The organism is Rothia sp. HMSC066G07 (assembly GCF_001814485.1).
In the GTDB taxonomy this organism is placed as follows: domain Bacteria; phylum Actinomycetota; class Actinomycetes; order Actinomycetales; family Micrococcaceae; genus Rothia.
The window spans coordinates 64,067-81,187 of sequence record NZ_KV816920.1 but is presented as its reverse complement, the minus strand read 5'-3'; the positions used below and the strand labels follow the sequence as shown (position 1 = coordinate 81,187).

Below are 17,121 nucleotides of genomic sequence, written 5' to 3'. Positions count from 1 at the left end.
CAGAAGGGCAGAACCTCGTAGAAGCTCGGGGCGAAATATGACCGGGTTGAGAGGTTTTGGGCGCGAAATGATGAGGTGAGGGGCGCTGGTGAGGACAGAGAAAAGGACGCAGAACAGCCCCGGTACCGTAAAGTACCGGGGCTGACTTCTACGTTATATGGGTTAGATCCTCGCGGAGAGAAACGTTACGTTAGGAACCGCAGCGGGGCAGGGAATCATCCGGGGTACCGGACTTAATCGCCTCCACCGTCTTCACCGCCTCATCCAGGGTCGACACCGGAACAACCACCATCGTGCCGCGCACCTGACCGGCGTGATAGTAGTTGAACAGGTCGGGGTCCTGCGCCTGCATCTTCACAATCGAATCGCAGTTCTCCTTAGGCGCCAAGAAGTAGCGCGCGCCGTAACGACCCGTCGCAAGAATCTTGTACTTGATACCGCCAATTGCGCCGACCTTACCGTCAGCATCAATCGTGCCGGTACCCGAAATGTAGCTGCGGTACGGGTCGCCTCCGGCGTCCTCATCGGCGAGCAAAGTACCCTCGCTCAGCTTATCGACCGTACCCAGCGCCAGCATCAGACCCGCGCTCGGGCCGCCCACACCGTCCAGGTTGTACTGCACGTGCGCCGGCAGGTCATAGCTCTGCTTCAGGCCAGCGCCCAGAATCCAGCGGCTATCGTCACTGGAACGAACCGGGGTCAGCTTAAACGTCTGCTGCGTGCCGTCACGTTCCACGGTCACGTCAAGCGGCGAACCGTTCGAGGCGTTCACAGCCTTCGGAACATCGGTGAGGGTCTCAATCTGCTTCTCCCCCACCTTCACGATGCGGTCATCAGCCTTCAGAGCGCTCGCCGCCGGGGAACCCTCCACCGTGGAAAGCACCTGAACCTTCTCGGTCACTGCCATCTTCAGCTGGCGCATCGCCGCGACCTTCGCCTGAGTCTGCGAATCAGCCATCTGCGCGCCGGTCGCCGCCGTCGCCTGCTCATGGCTCACATGCGGGTACAGGGCATCGGTCGGCACCACGAGGCTGCGGTTACCGTCAAACGCCAACCAGCCGTAGAACGCCTCCGCACCGGACAGCTCCGTGTACGGGCCACCCGAAACCGACACCGTGGTCATGTTCATCTTGCCGAACGTCTTATAGCTGGGCGCACCAGAAACCTCAATGACGTCCTTCTCCTGGTACGTTCCGAGCACATCAAAGAGCGGGCCGGGGCCCTCCTTCACATAGGAACTGGGCAGAACAAAAGCACCAGCCAGCAGGGCGCACGTCGCCACAGCGCTCACCGAACGCAGGTTCACGCGGCGCGGCGCAAAACGCGAACGGCGCTTAGCCGCCTTCTCATTACTCTTCACGCTCGCGGAGGCGGCGTTCGACTGTTGCTCAGCATCAGGGGTGGACTTAGTCATGGTTTCTACAGTACCGGATAAACCTGCTTTTCAACACGCGGGCGGGCACCGTTACCCCGCTAAAAATAGAGCCCCAGGAGGCGTTTACGTTCCGACCCGCACCGCGCTTTATCAGCACCGCACGGTGACAGCGGCACGAAAAAACTCCCAAACCCCGGCCCCAAAGACAAGCTTGTGAGCCCTTAGCTGATTAACCCGCTTCCACAGCAATGGCACGGGAAATTCTCAGCAAAAATCGGTAGGCTGGACAGCGAGCGGGCCAGCTGCGCCCACCCCCGGATTACGAAAGGCTTCTACATGTCTGAGAACCCCACCGGCGGCGCCTCCAACGAGCGCGACCCCCTCGAAGAATTCATTAAGAAGATGCAGGAGCAGGGCTTCGACCCCTCCGCTGGGGCAACCGGCCAGGGCGGCAAGGGCGCCTCCTCCAACGCACAGAACCCCTTCAGCGCGCTCTTCGGCGAAGGCGGCCAGAACCCCTTCGGCATCAGCATCGACCCCGAAGACCTGAAGAACATGGGCATGAGCTTTGACCCCGCCATGATGCAGAGCATGTTCGCGCAGGTGCAGGCGATGTTCTCCGGCGCGGGCGCATCCGACAGCCCCAGCGGCGTGAACTGGGATAGCGTGAAGAACCAGACCCGCCAGATGCTCGCCTCCATGGGCGAAGACCCCTCCGTACCCGAAAACCTCAAGCGCGCCGTAGAAGACGCGGCGAACCTCGCCGACCTCTGGCTGGACGCGGTGACTATCATTGAGCGCCACAACTACCCGGTGCAGGCGTGGTCCAAGGCGGAATGGGTGGAGCATTCCTTCGACTCCTGGCGCGAAATGGTCGAGCCGGTCGCAGCCGAAGTCACCCAGTCCATGGTCATGCCCGGCGCTCCCGAAGACGTGCCCGAAGAGATCTCGCAGATTCTCAACAGCGGCTTCTTGAACAACATTGGTTCCGTGATTTTTGGTGCGCAGATGGCGCAGGCACTCGCGCAGCTCGCCGGTGAGGTGTACTCCTCCACCGACGTGGGCTTCCCCCTCGCGCCCGGCTCCTCCGCGCTGCTGCCCAACGGCTACCAGCAGCTCGCCGACAGCATCGAGGTGCCCCCGCAGGAGGTTCTGCTCTACCTTGCTGTGCGTGAATCCGCGCTGATCCGCCTGCACAAGGCAAACCCCTGGCTGCGTGAAGACCTGGTCCAGCTCGTGGCGCGCTACGCCCGCGGCATCCGCGTGGACATGAACCGCATGCAGGACGCCGCATCCCAGGTGGACATGAGCAACCCCGACGCCGTACAGGAAGCATTCGAAGGCGGCATGTTCAGCCCCCAGCGCACCGAAGACCAGGAACTGGCGGTGCAGCGCCTGGAGGGTCTGCTTGCGCTCATCGAGGGTTGGGTATCCGTCGTAACCGAGGACGCGACCCGCAACCTGCCCAAGGCACCGCAGCTGACCGAAATCATGGCGCGCCGCCGCATCGACGGCGGCCCCAGCGAGCAGGTCTTCGAGAACCTGGTCGGCCTGGAACTGCGCCCGCGCCTGGTGCGTGAAGCACAGCAGTTCTGGCGCTGGTACGAAGAATCCCACGGCATTGAGGCGCGCGACGGCCTCTGGGATACCCCGGAGACCCTGCCCACCCCCGCCGAGCTGGAAGACTTCACCGCATACGATGCGCGCATGAACGAAATCAGCCTGGACGACGTGGACTTCGACTCGGAGCTGCAGAAGCTGCTGGACGGCGGCTTCGGCGACGCACCCGAAGAAAAGTAAAGCTGAGCGAAGTAACGCTGAGCGAAGTAAAGCTAAGCGTTAACAAGTAAATAGCTGACACCTCGAGCGGGGGTGGCTTGTGAATATACAAGCCACCCCCGCTCGAGTGTTTCGTTTGGTTTTTGATTCTTTGATTTTCGGGAAGCGCGTTAGCTGGCTGGATTTTAGTCGGCGGGATTTTAGCCGGCGCTGTTTTCGCCGCGTTCACCCTCAGCACGTTCGCCCTCAGCACGTTCGCCCTCAGCCCGCGAGCGCCCCAGCGCGTACCCCTCCAGGTAGGCCTGCGCCCGCAGCAGCTGCGGGTAGCGCGCTTCCAGAGAACGGAACGCCGCCGAATGATTCGGCTGCAGCAGGTGGCAGAGCTCGTGGTGAATCACCGAATCCAGCACGTACTCGGGCACGCCCTGCAGCTCCGATGAGATGCGGATCTGCGTGTTCGCGTAGGTTGCCGAGCCCCAGCGCTGACGCTGGTTGCTCACCCAGCGAATCGACAGCTTCTCGAGCCTGCCCGAGGCAACCAGCTCCGGCAGGTTCTTCTGCGCCAGGTGCAGGGCACGGGAGCGCAGGTACTCGTCCGTGACCGTCAGTTGCGTGGCACGCTCACGGCGGGCGGCACGACGCTGAATGCGCGGCAGCAGGCGGGCGATATGCTCGTCAATCTCTTCGCTCGTGCTCGCGGCGGGAATGAGCAGGCGGTAGGCGGGGTTGCCGTGCTCATCCACGCCGTCGCGCTGCATGCTGATGGTGCGGGTGCGGCGCGCCGAGCGGACCAGCTCAATCTGCGGGCGGTCCTCGGTGGCGGGCAGAATTTCACGCTTAAAACGCTGAGCCATAATCTCCTCTTCCCTTCGACGAACGGCGGGGCTGTGTTGAGCGAGGCTGTGTTGAACGCTGGCTATACGACGAGCCGGCACTCTCAGCCCTGCGGCGGCGCTTCGCCGGATCAATATCGTCCAGGAAACGCGAACGCTTACGCTGACCGCGACCGCCCACGGTGCGGGTCATCGTCCAGGTCAGCCACAGGTACTTGCGGGCGCGCGTAATACCCACGTACAGCAGGCGGCGCTCCTCATCCACCTCATCCGGGGTGGTCGCAAAAGTAATGGGCATGAGGCCCTCGTTCAGGCCGCACAGGAACACAGCCTCCCACTCCAGGCCCTTAGCCGCGTGCAGGGAGGCGAGGGTTACGCCGTTGACCTGCGGTGCATCGTTAAATTCGCTGCGGTGGTTCAGGGTCGCCACGACCTCGTGCATGGTCAAAGGTAGCGGCTCGGGCACGCCCGGGCGCGGGTTCGCGCGGTGCTCCTGAAGCTGCTCTTGGCGGTGCTGCGCCATCATGTCCACCATGTGCACCAGGGCGGCGAGGGACTCCCACTTCTGGCGGGTGGCGCCTCCCGAAAGGGGGCCCTCCTCCTTATAGCCGAGGCCGCCGAGCACGTCACGGGTGTAGCGGGTGACGTCTTCGGTGCCATCGGTGGACTTGGCTGAGCCGCGCAGGGCGAGCATGGCCTGCTTGACCTCGGGGCGTTCGAAGAAGCGCTCCGCGCCGCGCAGCTGGTACGGAATGTGGGCGGCAGCCAGCGCAGACTCAATCGCCGCCGACTGCGCGTTCGTGCGGAACAGCACCGCAATCTCCGAAGGCGGCACGCCGTCCTTCTCAATCAGGTCGCGGATATCCTCGGCAATGCCTGCCGCCTCCTGCTCATCGTCGGCATAGCCGAACCACTCCACATCCACGCCGGGGCCGCGCTGAGACATCAGCTCCAGCGGCGGCGCCCACGAATGCGGGCTCGAATCCGGATGCGGACGACGCGCCGCCAACAGACGGTTCGCCAACTCCACCACCTGCGAATGCGAGCGGTAGTCGCGGGTCAGCTTCACCGTGTGCGCGCCACGGTACCGGCGCGCAAAATCCAGCAGGTAACGGCTGGTCGCACCGGTAAAAGAGTAAATCGTCTGGGAGGCGTCGCCCACCACGCAAATATCGTCGCGGCCACCCAGCCACACATCCAGCAGACGCTGCTGTAGCGGGGAGACGTCCTGGTACTCATCCACCACAAAGTGACGGTACTGGTTGCGGACGGTCGCGGCGAGCTTCTCGTCCTCCTCCAGCATGGCGATGGTCAGCAGCAGTACGTCCTCGAAGTCAATGAGGTTACGCTCATCCTTGAGGTCTTCGTACGCCTGGAAAATACGCTGCATGTTCTGCGGGGTAATCGCTGAGGGCAGCTGCTTCTCGCTCAGACGCTGCATGATGGTGTCCGGGGTGAGCAGCTGAACCTTCGCCCACTCAATCAGCGACGCCAAATCACGCAGCAGGGAACGGTCCGTGCTGATGCGCAGACGGTTCGCCGCCTCCGTAATGAGCGAGGCTTTGTTCTGCACAATGGACGGGAAGGTACCGCCCACCACCTGCGGCCAGAAATACGCCAACTGACGCAGCGCCGCCGAGTGGAAAGTACGCGCCTGCACGCCGTGCGCACCCAGCTGATGCAGGCGGGTACGCATCTCCTCCGCCGCGCGCAGGGTGAAGGTCAGGGCGAGTACGCGCGGGCCCTGGTAGCGACCGATCGCAATACCGTAGGCGATGCGGTGCGTAATCGCGCGGGTCTTACCGGTACCAGCACCAGCCAGCACGCGCATGGGGCCGTCCAGCTCGGTGGCGACCGCACGCTGATCAGGGTCAAGCCCGGCAAGAATATCGTCTGCGGAGATCATATGCTGAGGCTGCTGAGGTGTGGCGGTCATAATGCTCCATCAGTAAGGCGGGCGGTGCGGGCAGGCGGCGTGCGCTCGCGCGGGCATACGGACATGTGTGTATGCGGGTGCGCGAGGCGGTGATAGCCGGTCTTCCATTGTATTCTCCCAGACTGTGTTCCCCAGACCCGCCGCGGCTTCTTAGCTGTTGCTTTCATTCAGGGCGTGAGGAACCCGCCTCTTTTGGAGTGGGTAAGTAGAAGCTCAACGGGCTGCGCAAGCGAGCACGTTTAGGCTTGTCCACGAGTATCTTCACCACTTGGCATAAAGATCCCAAAAACTACTAAACGGCACACATTGGTTTGGTAACCTTAACCCGTGACTTTATCTCCCCTTCAGCTAGCAGCCATTGTCTCCGCCGGAGTGCCCGGGATTTACCCCGTCGGCGCCGAACCGGTCCGCGAAGACAGCGACGACTTCGACTCGGCAATCATCGCCGACTCCACCGGTCGCCGCTGGCGAGTGCGCGCCCCGCGCCGCCCCGACGCCAGCATGCGTCTGGAAGCTGAACACCTCATCCTGCAGTCGTTCAGCCCCGGTCTGCGCGCACGACTGCCCTTCGCCGTACCCACCGTCGCCGGCACCGTACCCTACGCGGGCGGCAACGTGTTCGTGTACACGCACATCCCCGGCACCATCTACGACGTGGACCAGCTCGCCGAGCTGAGCCGCCGCGAAGTTGCGGCAAACCGCCCCTCCCTGGCGTCCATCATCGCCAAGGACATTGCGACCCTGCACGTGATGCCCGAAGACATTATTTACGAAGCCGATCTGCCCTCCTACTCTTCGGAGCAGATTCGCCTGCGCAAGAACGCCGAGCTCGAGCGTGCCGCCGCAACCGGCAAGGTGCCCGCCGACCTGCTCGCACACTGGCGTACCGTGCTCTCCCCCGGACCCATGTGGCAGTTCCGCCCGCGCGTGGTCCACGGTGACATGGGGGCCGAGAACCTCGTACTGCACGTCACGCCCTCGACGGCGCGCATCGTGGAGGTCACCGGCTGGTCCGATGTGCACGTGGGCGACCCCGCGCAGGACTTCGCCTGGCTGTACTCCTGCCAGGACATCGACTTCACCGACGAGGCAATCGAGGTGTACCGCCAGCAGATGCCTCAGCTGCCCGACGCCTACCTGGCGCAGCGCGCGAACTTCTACGCGGAGTTCGCGATCGCCCAGTGGCTCACCCACACCGTGGAGGTTGGCGACCGCGACGGCGCAACCCACGCGGTGTCCATGCTCCTGGACATTCAGGACGACCTGCGCGCCTCCGGCGAACTGCTCGGACAGGAGGAGGTCGGCCCGCTAGTCGGCCCCACCGAGTAGGTATTGGGTCGGGTAGCTGTTAGGTTGCTACTTACCGCATAGGTTTTCGGTTCAGCTAGATTTTCAGTTCAGCCCCGCAGTACTGCGCTGCGGGGCTGAACTGTACCTACTGGGTTGTATATCCGCTGACTCGCGCCCGGTGAAACCTGCTCTCCTGACTGTCTGTCAAACCGACGGGATGATGCCTATAAGGGCTAGTGGAGGGGCTTTAGTGGGCTTTTTGCCGAAATTTCTTTAAGTGTTTCCCCTCACCTTTTGAGCACCAGTTTTGCATTTTTGTGCATGAATGACTCAGATTAAGGCTGAGACTTGAAGGTGCGCTAAAGGCGCCATTCACAATATTTCCCGGGTGCTAATACGCCACAAACCCACATGAACCAACTTTTGACCTCGGGAGTCCACAGAGTCTCAACTTCACCTTGAACTATGCTCAAAATAGTGCATTTTAGGGTAAAAACTTACCCTGTAGATTTTTTCAAAAACTCCTGGAATACTTTTGCTGTGCCGCGAGAATACCAGCGGACACACTCCCCATAGCGCACTGACCAGCGCTGATATCGTGGCAGCGATAAATTGGGGAGACAGATTGGACGGGACCCTGACCGGTCATGTCAGACCCGAGCCGGATTCATGCACCGCGCAACCAATCACCGATGGCAGAAATCTATAGAGTTACTTTCGAGGTTGTGTTTGAGAGTAAAGACGCACGCAAACCCCACGGGGCGCCGGCGGCGCGAGTGAGGCCGCGAGAGCGGCAGTCGTTCGGCGCAATTCTTTCCCGGAGCGTGCGAGGGCACGAAGTACCTCTATAGTTCTTCAGCGGCTGAGGACGCCTCATCACCCTAATGCAGTGGGGTGAAGAGGCGTTCTCTGCCATTAACCGCAGAAGTCCACGCAGAAAAGCAGCTCACGAGGCGCAATGCCTCCGTGAGCTGCTTTTCTGTATTCGGTTATTGGCTCAAGCTAACGCGCGAGCGCCGCCCGCCCGGCGCTGGGAGATTCGCTGTTGAGATCCGCTACCTAGCCCTTGCGCGCCTCGCGGATCACCTTCGCCAGCTGCGCCTCCGAGGGCAGGCCGCCGCGGATCTGGTGATCCCACACCTCCGCAACACCCTTGCCGCCCAGGTACACGAACACGGTGCTGATACGCTCCGGGTCCACGCCCATAATGCGGGAGAATGCGATGCGGTACAGGCCCAGCTGGAAACGTCGAGACTGCATGGTCGCCATCTTCGGGCGGGAACCGCTCTTCCAATCCACCAGAACCCAGCGTTCGCCGTCCTCGTCCTCGGTGCGGAATACCGCGTCGATACGGCCGCGCAGGCTTACGCCCTCGATGTGGGTTTCGACCGGGTATTCGACCGCCCAGATGCGGTCCTTCCACTCGTCGCTGCCCCACTCACTGTTGGCGAAGCGCTCCCAGAGGCGCTGAACGGAGGCGTCCAGTTCGCTCTCGGATTCCTCGAAGTCGTCCTCGAAGGTGAACTCGTCCTGTTCCTGCTGGTCAGCAGGATCTGCAGGCTCAGCGGGCGCGGCGGAGGCGGAGGCAGCAGCAGAAGCAGGCAGGTCAACGCCCACCGTGTCCTCCGCGTCGGGTGCCTCCAGCGGGTCGGCGCTCGGCGCCACCCCGAAGTGCTCCTCAATTAGCGCGTGCACCGCCGTACCAATCGTTGCCGCGCGCGAGGGACGCTGCGGCACCGGGCGCATCAGCTGATGCACCGTGCCCTGCGGGTCCTCGCTTAGGCGAATGAACGTGGATGCGGACAGGTGCCCTGGCAGCTGCTCGCTCAGCACCGGGTCGGTCTGGCCCATCATGAGCAGTAGCAGGTCGGCTTCGCGTTCCCAGTCCACCGCCTGCTGGCGCAGGGATTCAGGAATGGCGGACTCGCCGTGTACAGCGAGTACGGCGGGTGCAGGGGGGGTTGCGCTCTCCCCCGCTACATCCCCGCTCTGGTGCAGGTCATCCTCCCCCGCGCCGACAGCGAGCTCCACCGCCAGGGCGGCACGCTCCACCGCCTCGCGGCGGCTCGAGGAGTTAATCGCAATCTCACGTTCCAGCTGCTCATGCTGGCCGCGGCGAAGCACCGCCTCCGTGCCCCGGTTGAGGGCATCGTCAGAAGCCCAACGCCAAATCACGGGGCGCTCCAGCGGGTCGAAAGGCCACATAGCGGTCAGCACCGCACCCAGGTTCGGGTTCCTGTCCTCGTAGTTCTTCTGGGCGAACTGGCCGCGCACCTCAATCGGCAACGCCGCCGCCACCGTGGGCGAGAAACCGGGCTGAGGCGGTTGCGCCTCACGCCATTTCTCCCGCTCGGTGGCTTCGATAATCCATTCGGGCACCGGCAGGTTCAGGCGGGTACAGTTCTCCGCCACCGTGCGTGCTCGTACGGAAGGAGCCGCTAGCTGCCAATCCTGCGCGAGGGCGGGAGCCATGGCCTCAACCAGCGCCCACGCGTAGCGTTGCACCTGCTCGGCGTAGGTTGCCCGGGCGTTCGCGCGCGCCTCCGCCTGTACGGGGGTGAGCTCGTCAGCGTCTACGGGGTAGAGTTCCAGCTCTTCCAGCAGTGCCGCCTCTTCGGGGGCGGGCGGCAGGTTCGAGGGATCCACGACCGTACCGTGCACCAGGGTCACCGGCTCGGTCAGGCGGTACTTCGACTCAGCCAGCTGCTCAACCCAGCGGCGCACATGGTTCAGGTGCACCTTTTTGCGCTTATCGGCGGGGTTCGGCATCGTGTACGACAGGCCCATGCCCACCAGCTGCGGCGCTGCCCAGGGGGTATCCATCGTCTCTTCGAAACGCATAGAGGGCGCGTCTACCGTGGGGGTGCCCATGCCGAAGAGCGATTTGAAAAGCATCTCCATCAGCTCCTCCCAGAAGGGCTGCACCGGCAGGGGGAGCATAGCGGCGCTCTTCCAGCGGTAGGCGCTCAACGCCAGCAGGTTACGGGCACGGGTCATCGCCACGTACATGAGCCGGCGGTCCTCCATGCCGGCATGCTCGGCGGCATCATCCTTATGCTCGGCCAGGTAGTCCTCCAGGTCCTTCGCCTTCTCGAAAGCGGTAATCTCCTCCGGGGTCTCAAGGATCGAGGGAAGGTACTCGCGGTCGCCACGCAGCGGCCAGGGCAGAGCCGCATTAGCCGACATCTGCCACAGGTTCGGGGTCTGCCCGCCGGTCGCACTACCGCACAGACCCGGCAGAAGCACATGATCCCACTCCAGGCCCTTCGCGGCGTGCATGGTCATCAGCTGCACCGCATTCGGGTCAGGTTCCACAGCGCCCAGCGCCAGGCCCTTCTCCTCGTCATCGGCACGTTCAAGCCACGCGAGGAAGCCCATCACGTAGCTCACGCCGCCCGAAGACAGCAGGAAGCGGCGCGCACCCGGGTCGCCTTCCTCCGCGCTCACGCCGTCAGAGCCGGCGTAAATCATCGCGTTAATACGAGGCGCTGACATGCCGTAGGCGGCGGCAACCTCGTGGAAAGCGTCCAGGTTCGCGCGTGAACCCAGCGGGTCGGTACCCGGGCGGACCGCCAGCTCAATGTCCAGCAGCATGGTCCGCTCAATCTCGTACAGAAGCGTGCCCAAATCCTCGCTCAAACCGGCACGCAGCACGCGCATCTGCTCGGCGAAAGCACGCAGACGCTCCAGCGCCGCCGGGGAGAAACGGCGGCCGCGATACTGCTCACCGTAGAGGGGTTCGCCGTCCGCGCCGTCCTGCGGCAGGTTCTCCACCGCCTCGATCAGGGAGGCGTAGCCGGAGGAGTCCTCCACCGCGCCCTTGAGGGTTTCGTCCAGGCGTTCCTGGGCGGCGCGCAGGTGCTCCGCCTGCAGGTGGATAGCGGCTGCGTCGTCGGCGTCTTCAGCCTCGGCGAGCATACGCAACGCCATCTGCTCGCGCAGGGCACGCTCACGCTCACGCACCAGCGACTGCGCCCAATCGCCCAGCGCCAACATATCCGCCGCACCCAAACGCCAACGCGCACCCGTCAGCAGGCGCGCCAGGGCATCCGAACGGTTCGGATCAGCCAGCACACGTAGCGCCGACACCAAATCCACAACCTCCGGCTGGGAAAGCAAACCGCCCAAACCCACCTGTTGCACCGGAATACCCAGACGCTCGCACTCCACACGAATCGGGTCCAGCTGACCGTGCACACGCGCCAACACCGCAATCTCGGGCATCTTCAGATGCGGACGCACCGAACCATCCCCGGAACGATGCGCCGCGTAGGCGCGCTCATACTCGCGCACCGCCTGCGCGCGCATCGCCGCAATACGCTCGGCAATAGCCACAGCCTCCTCGCGGTCAGAGTCGTGGTACGTCAAATCCACGCGCCCCACCATGCCCGCTGCCGCCTGCTCAAAAGCGAGCGAACCGGGATCCCCCACCAGGGCGCAGCGCGGGCGCAGGTCAGGAACCTGAGCGGCGGTAATATCGCCGTCGGCGGCACGCACCCACTCGGGAACTTCCTTCAGCTTCTCCGCCACGTGGTTCGCCGCGTTCAGCACCGAAATGTCGTTACGCCACGCGATGGACAGGAACAGCGGCTGCACATGCTCGGTCGGGAAATGACGGTAGAAGCTGAACATCTGACCGTCCGAAGCGCCACGGAAACCGTAAATCGACTGCTTCGGGTCACCCACAGCCATCACCGGATGCGCCGGAATACCCGCCGCCTCATCGGCACCGTAAATCGAGGAGAACAAGCTCATCTGCGCGTGCGAGGTGTCCTGGAACTCGTCCAGCAGAACCACCTTGAAGCGGGCACGCTCACCCTCGCGAATCGCCGGGTCAGCCTCCGCAATGCGGGCGGCAAAACGCATCAGGTCACCAAAATCCAGCACCTGCATGCGCGCCTTCACGCGGGCGTAGCTCATCGCCATGCGCGCGTACACTCGGCGGTTACGCAGCAGACGCTGAACCTTCTGAACGTCCCTCTCAGTCTTCGTCGCACGGCGAGGCTCGGGCACCGCCGCATACGCCGCCAACTGCTCGGTACAGAAGTCAATAACCTGTTGCGGCTCCACCAGGTGCTCCGCGCACTCGTCAGAGAGCTGCAGCATCTGGTTAATCATGGTCGCCGCAGACACCGGCACGCCGTCCCTATCGAGGGGAAGCTCCCCCTCCCAGTACTGCGCAATCTGCGCGGCAAGCTGCCACTTCTGCGCATCGCCAAGCATCTGCGCGTCCTGCTCCACGCCCAGGCGCAGACCGTACTCCTTGACAAGGTTATTCGCGTAGGAGTGGTAGGTGAGCACGGTCGGGTCAGCGATGCCCTCACGTAGCTCCTCATCGCTCGGGGCGACGCGGCGGCTACGGCGCAGCGTGTTCAGACCGGCACGCATACGGCTGCGCAGCTCGGTTGCCGCCTTGCGGGTAAAGGTCACGCCAAGCACCTCTTCAGGGCGCACAAAACCGTTATCGACCAGCCAAATCACGCGGTCAACCATGGTCGCGGTCTTACCCGAACCGGCACCGGCAATGACGAGGGTCGGGGCGGGGCCCGCCTCAATCATGCGGACCTGCTCGGGGGTCGGCTTCTTACCGTCGGCGCCGTTGAGCATCTCGGCAATGTCGAGGGCGCTGCGGTAGTCGGCAGGCTTCAGCGCGGGGTCATTTGCGGCGGCTTCAGCAGAAAAGAGCACGCCGTTGGGCAGCTGCCAGCTATTGTGCTCGCACCACTGGGCGGGGGTGAGCATGCCGGTGCCAGAACCGGGGTGAGCGCCGGGGGTAGTAGCGCCCTGCATATCAGCGCCATATGCGCCAGAGTCAGTCATGATTCCTCTTCCTCATGGATCATTCTCATGGGAGGTTCGGTGTGAGTGATATCGAAAGTAAACGTAGGGTACGCGGCTACTAGGGCTGAGTCACCTGACGGCCGCGCGTACAAATCGGGCAGATCTCCGGCAGACGGCACCCATAGCCGCCCTCACGGTGACGAGCCTGCACCTGCGAGCCAGCAATCAGCTCCGCGGCGTGCTGCACCAGCTCAGCCGCCCACGAATCGTGCTCCGTCAGAGCCGGCTGAACCTGCAGGCGAGTCTTGCTCTCATCGTTCACGCCCGAGGCGCCCAACTGCACGAGCGCCGCGCCTGCGGAATGACCCGTGTAGCCGGTGTACTCCAGCTCCTGGGGGCGGGCATCCGGTAGCGGTTCGCCCGCCTCCAGGGCGGCGGCTTCGGCTCGGTAGCGCTCCTCCAGCTGCTCGCCCGCGCCAGCTTCCACCGCAACCTGGTAGGCGGCAAGCTGCGGATGCGTCTCCATCTCCGAGCCGGTCGGCTTAGACTTACCGGTTTTCAGGTCAACAATGGCGTAGCGGCGGGTTCCGTCCTCCGCCGGGGCGGTACCCTCGAGGCGGTCCACACGGCCGGTGAGCAGCGCATCCAGCTCGCCGACCTCACCGGCGGGGTCGAAGGGCACGGGCACACGCACCGCGAAGGAGCCTTCAACACCGAGGTTCTGCCAGCCGGCGTCACCCATGTGCTGACGGTAGTAGTAGCTCAGGCGCAGAATCATGCGCTTGGCGCGCTCGTAGAGGGCGTAGGATTCCCAGGGCACGCGCTCGCGGTACTCTTCGTCGGTCTCGTCCTCCTTGCGGGCGGGCACGCCGAGGGAGCTAATGCGCTCGTCGAGGGCGGTTTGGAGCTCTTCGAGGGTGCCGGTCGGGTACTCCTCGGCGATGGCGTGAACGAGCGTGCCGAGGGAGCGGGACAGGTCGGTCTGGGCTTCCGCGCGGGCGGCAGAAACCAGCCAATCCAGCGGGGAGCTGTGGATGGTTTCCAGGCGCGAAGGCGAGAGCGTAATCGTGCGGCGGCCAGGGTTTTCGGCAGGGTTTTCAGCCTGTTCTTCGCCGTGTTCTTCGCCGTCTTCACCGTGGTTTTCGTCCAGCTCAACGTGGTCTGCCGGGCGGTGCGCAAAGAGTAGCTCCGTGCTAGAAAGCGGCAGCAGGCCCCACCACTCGTCGGGTGCGGCACCGGGCGCCTGCGCATTCGCCAGGCGCGCCAGAGTGCGGGAGGCGGCATCGAGTCGGTACGTGGAAGCCTCCGGGGTGAGAGCCTCTTCCTCCGGCATGCTTCCAGCCGGCGCGCCGTCCTGTGCGTCTTCGGCGCGCATCGCGTTCAGCGACTCCTCAACGAGGGTGCGGCGAAGCTCCGCCACCAGAGAACGCAGGGTGGCGGGGCGGCGCACGCGAGTAATCGGCACGTCCGTGGAGTCGCCGACCGCGTCGGTGGGCAGCACAAAGTCGAAGAACTCGCCGGGTGCCTCATCGTCATTGCGCACGGCGGTGAGCACGAGGCGGGTGCTGGCTCGGGTGGCGGCGACGGCGAACATGCGCAGCTCGTCGTGGCGGGTGTCGCGCACGCGTTCGGGGTAGCTGCGGATGCGCGCGGGCGGCACAGGCTGCTCACCCTCACCCGGCTGCTGTTCTGCCTGCTGGGAGCGCTGGCGGAGGCGCGCATCGCACAGGTCCACAAGGTCGCCGGTGCTCAGCAGGGAACCGCGCACGGTGGTGTTGGGCCAGGTTCCTTCCTGCAGACCGCATACATATACGGTGCGCCAGGACTGACCGGCGGCGAGCGCGGGGGTGAGAATCTCGACCGCGTCTTGGCGTACGCCGCGGGCGGCGAGGGTGTCCATGGGCAGGTCCTGCGCGTCGATGAAGTCGAGGAACTGCTCGGCACCGGCGCCGCGCATCTGCTCGTCGAAGCGGTCGGCGGCTTCGAAGAGACCGATCATGGCGTCGAGGTTGCGGTGGGCTGCATCGGCGTCGGGGCCTGCGCCGCGCGACTGGGCGACCCAGGTCTTTTCGAGGCCGCTGGCTTCCCAGAGCGCCCAGAGCACTTCGGTGCTGGTAGATTCGGGGCGCGCGAGTGCTTTACGTCCGGCGGAGAGCACGGCTGCGATGCGGTGCACGGCGCGTCCTACGCCCTCTTCGGGGAGGGTTTCGGGGTGCAGCAGTGCGCCGAGGAGCAGGTCATCGCTGGGGCGGTGGCCGCCGCTTTGCAGTTCGATGGATCGCAGCTGCTGGCGGAGTCGTCGCACGTCCATGCTGGATGCGCCACCGAGTCGGGAGGTGAGCAGGGTGATGGCGCTCTGCGCGCCGCCGAGGGGGTTGGCGCGGCTTTCTTCGGCGATGACGTCATCGAGGCTTCGGCGCATGAGTTCTTCAGCTTCGGTTGCGCTGAGGGCCTCGTAGCCGCCACGCTCCCCCGACTCCACACCTTCTGCAGCGGGCATGTGCACGGCGGGGTTCAGTGCCTTCTCGCCGCGCTTGCGGGCGTAGACGAGCAGGCTGAGCGCATCCAGGAAGGGGCGTACGGCGGGCTCGTCGCGCACCGGCACGAGCGCCGCGGAGGTACGCGAGGGAATACCGTTCGAGGAGAGCACGCGGCGGATGCGCGCCACGTCCGCGCTGTTACGCACGATGATGGCGGACTCGCGGTAGGGGTGGTTGCCGTAGATGCGTTCTTCGAGCAGCATTTGGGCGATGAGGTTCGCCTCGTCCTGAGAGCTGGAAAGCGCATACTTATACACGCCGGCGGGTGCGGTGCGGTAGTGCGCGGGGTCGAGGATTTTGCCATCGGCGCCCAGATGCAGCAGCGGTTCGTCGGCGGCGCCCCAGGTGAGGGCTTCGTCGGCGGGGGTGGTGTTGATGCGTCCGAAGGTCGCGGGCGCGCCGTTCTTTACACCTCCCTGCGCACCATTCTTCGCCCCCTCCTGTTCAGCGGTGAGCGGCACGAACCGGGTGTAGCGCGGCAGGCGGCGGCGAATGTCTGCCACAAGCGGCATCATGAGTGCGGGCAGGCGGTACGAGGTGGTGAGCGTGCGGGTGCGCATGCTCGGGAAGCTTGCCTGCAGGGTGGTGACGAGGTCGGGGCGGGCGCCTCGGAAGCCCTGGACGACGGCTTCGTCGCTGTAGGTCATGACAACCTGGGGGCCTTCAGCGAAGAGGTCGGGGTGGGTTTCGGTCAGGTGCGCGGCGTCTGCGGGGGCGACTTCTGCGGCGATGAGGCGCAACAGTCGGTAGATGGAGGGACTGAGTTCCTGCACGTCGTCGATGAGGATCAGGTCGTAGCGGCGGCGTTCTTCGGCGAGGAATTCGGGGGCGCGCAGCAGCAGCCGGCAGGCGTCGTTGATGAGTACTGCCGGGTCGTAGGCGTTTTTGGCGCGGAGGGCTCGCACGGCACGGTATTCGGTGTGCAGTTGGGCGAGGGCGTGCCAGGCGAGCTGGTTGTGTTCGGTGGCGAGGGCGTGTACGTCTTCGGCGGTGAGGTCGTATTCTGCCATGCGGTCGAAGAAGTCGCGGATTTCGTGGCGGAAGCCGCGGGTTGCGAGGGCGTCGCGGAGTACGTCGGGCCAGGCGGGTCCGGGGGCGATGCCTTCGGCGTGGTTGGCGAGTAGTTCGCCGATGATGACGTCTTGTTCGGGGCCGGAGAGGAGTTTGAGGTTGCCTTCTACGCCGCTAAGTAGCCCGCGGGTTTGGGCTCGTTTGAGCAGGTCGAAGGCGTATGCGGCCCAGGCGCGGGTGGGTGCTACGGAGAGGCTGCGGTCGCTGGATGCGGCGATGGTGTCTCGCATGCGGGTCGCGGCGGTGCGGGTGGGTGCGAGGATGAGCAGGCGGGCGGGGTTGTTCCCGTCGGCGAGGTAGCGCAGGGCGCGTTCGGTGAGGTGGTGGGTTTTACCGGTTCCGGGGATGCCGGTGAGAAGTTGGGTTGTCATGGTTTCAGTCTATCGGCTGTAGCGCGGTTGTACCTTGTCGACGGTCATTCGGGCTCGTCAGCTACTTATGTGCCGCCTCGGTGACTTAATATGCCGCCTCGCCAAGGGCTTATCCACAGCCGGGTGACGACCAGGCGCGCGCCTC

The 17,121-nt window shown here is 64.5% G+C and carries 7 protein-coding genes; 2 read left to right on the top strand and 5 right to left on the bottom strand.

Annotated elements, in window-relative coordinates; genetic code table 11:
* Positions 1 to 190: 190 nt before the first annotated feature.
* Positions 191 to 1,414: a YlbL family protein gene (locus HMPREF2971_RS01300; RefSeq protein ID WP_070690771.1), complete on the bottom strand. Its 1,224-nt coding sequence runs from the start codon at positions 1,412 to 1,414 to the stop codon at positions 191 to 193.
* Positions 1,415 to 1,711: 297 nt separating this feature from the next.
* Between HMPREF2971_RS01300 and HMPREF2971_RS01295 the strand changes: the two genes are divergently transcribed.
* Positions 1,712 to 3,175 carry a zinc-dependent metalloprotease gene (locus tag HMPREF2971_RS01295; protein ID WP_070541652.1) on the top strand — a complete coding sequence of 488 codons (1,464 nt, stop codon included), beginning with the start codon at positions 1,712 to 1,714 and terminating at the stop codon, positions 3,173 to 3,175.
* A gap of 179 nt (positions 3,176 to 3,354) precedes the next feature.
* Here HMPREF2971_RS01295 and HMPREF2971_RS01290 read toward each other — a convergent pair whose 3' ends face one another.
* Both HMPREF2971_RS01290 and HMPREF2971_RS01285 read right to left on the bottom strand, forming a co-directional pair.
* Positions 3,355 to 4,008 (bottom strand): M48 metallopeptidase family protein, encoded by a 654-nt coding sequence (locus HMPREF2971_RS01290; RefSeq protein ID WP_070690769.1) that lies wholly within the window; start codon positions 4,006 to 4,008, stop codon positions 3,355 to 3,357.
* On the bottom strand, positions 3,992 to 5,923 hold the full coding sequence (locus HMPREF2971_RS01285; RefSeq protein ID WP_070690766.1) for an ATP-dependent helicase: 1,932 nt from the start codon (positions 5,921 to 5,923) through the stop codon (positions 3,992 to 3,994). Before HMPREF2971_RS01285 ends, HMPREF2971_RS01290 begins: the two co-directional genes overlap by 17 nt.
* A 327-nt stretch (positions 5,924 to 6,250) precedes the next feature.
* Between HMPREF2971_RS01285 and HMPREF2971_RS01280 the strand changes: the two genes are divergently transcribed.
* On the top strand, positions 6,251 to 7,252 hold the full coding sequence (locus HMPREF2971_RS01280) for a phosphotransferase (protein ID WP_070541642.1): 1,002 nt from the start codon (positions 6,251 to 6,253) through the stop codon (positions 7,250 to 7,252).
* Positions 7,253 to 8,272: 1,020 nt separating this feature from the next.
* Here the strand turns inward: HMPREF2971_RS01280 and HMPREF2971_RS01275 are convergent.
* Together HMPREF2971_RS01275 and HMPREF2971_RS01270 are read right to left on the bottom strand one after the other, a co-directional pair.
* On the bottom strand, positions 8,273 to 13,033 hold the full coding sequence (locus HMPREF2971_RS01275; RefSeq protein ID WP_070690763.1) for an ATP-dependent DNA helicase: 4,761 nt from the start codon (positions 13,031 to 13,033) through the stop codon (positions 8,273 to 8,275).
* Between the two features lie 79 nt (positions 13,034 to 13,112).
* Positions 13,113 to 16,976: a UrvD/REP family ATP-dependent DNA helicase gene (locus HMPREF2971_RS01270; RefSeq protein WP_070690758.1), complete on the bottom strand. Its 3,864-nt coding sequence runs from the start codon at positions 16,974 to 16,976 to the stop codon at positions 13,113 to 13,115.
* Positions 16,977 to 17,121: the final 145 nt, after the last annotated feature.

What these genes read in the sequence shown, in the direction of transcription:
- HMPREF2971_RS01290 (WP_070690769.1), bottom strand. Translation starts at nt 4,008, where the DNA reads ATGGCTCAGCGTTTTAAGCGTGAAATTCTGCCCGCCACCGAGGACCGC.
- HMPREF2971_RS01285 (WP_070690766.1), bottom strand. Translation starts at nt 5,923, where the DNA reads ATGACCGCCACACCTCAGCAGCCTCAGCATATGATCTCCGCAGACGAT.
- HMPREF2971_RS01275 (WP_070690763.1), bottom strand. Translation starts at nt 13,033, where the DNA reads ATGACTGACTCTGGCGCATATGGCGCTGATATGCAGGGCGCTACTACC.
- HMPREF2971_RS01295 (WP_070541652.1), top strand. Translation starts at nt 1,712, where the DNA reads ATGTCTGAGAACCCCACCGGCGGCGCCTCCAACGAGCGCGACCCCCTC.
- HMPREF2971_RS01270 (WP_070690758.1), bottom strand. Translation starts at nt 16,976, where the DNA reads ATGACAACCCAACTTCTCACCGGCATCCCCGGAACCGGTAAAACCCAC.
- HMPREF2971_RS01300 (WP_070690771.1), bottom strand. Translation starts at nt 1,414, where the DNA reads ATGACTAAGTCCACCCCTGATGCTGAGCAACAGTCGAACGCCGCCTCC.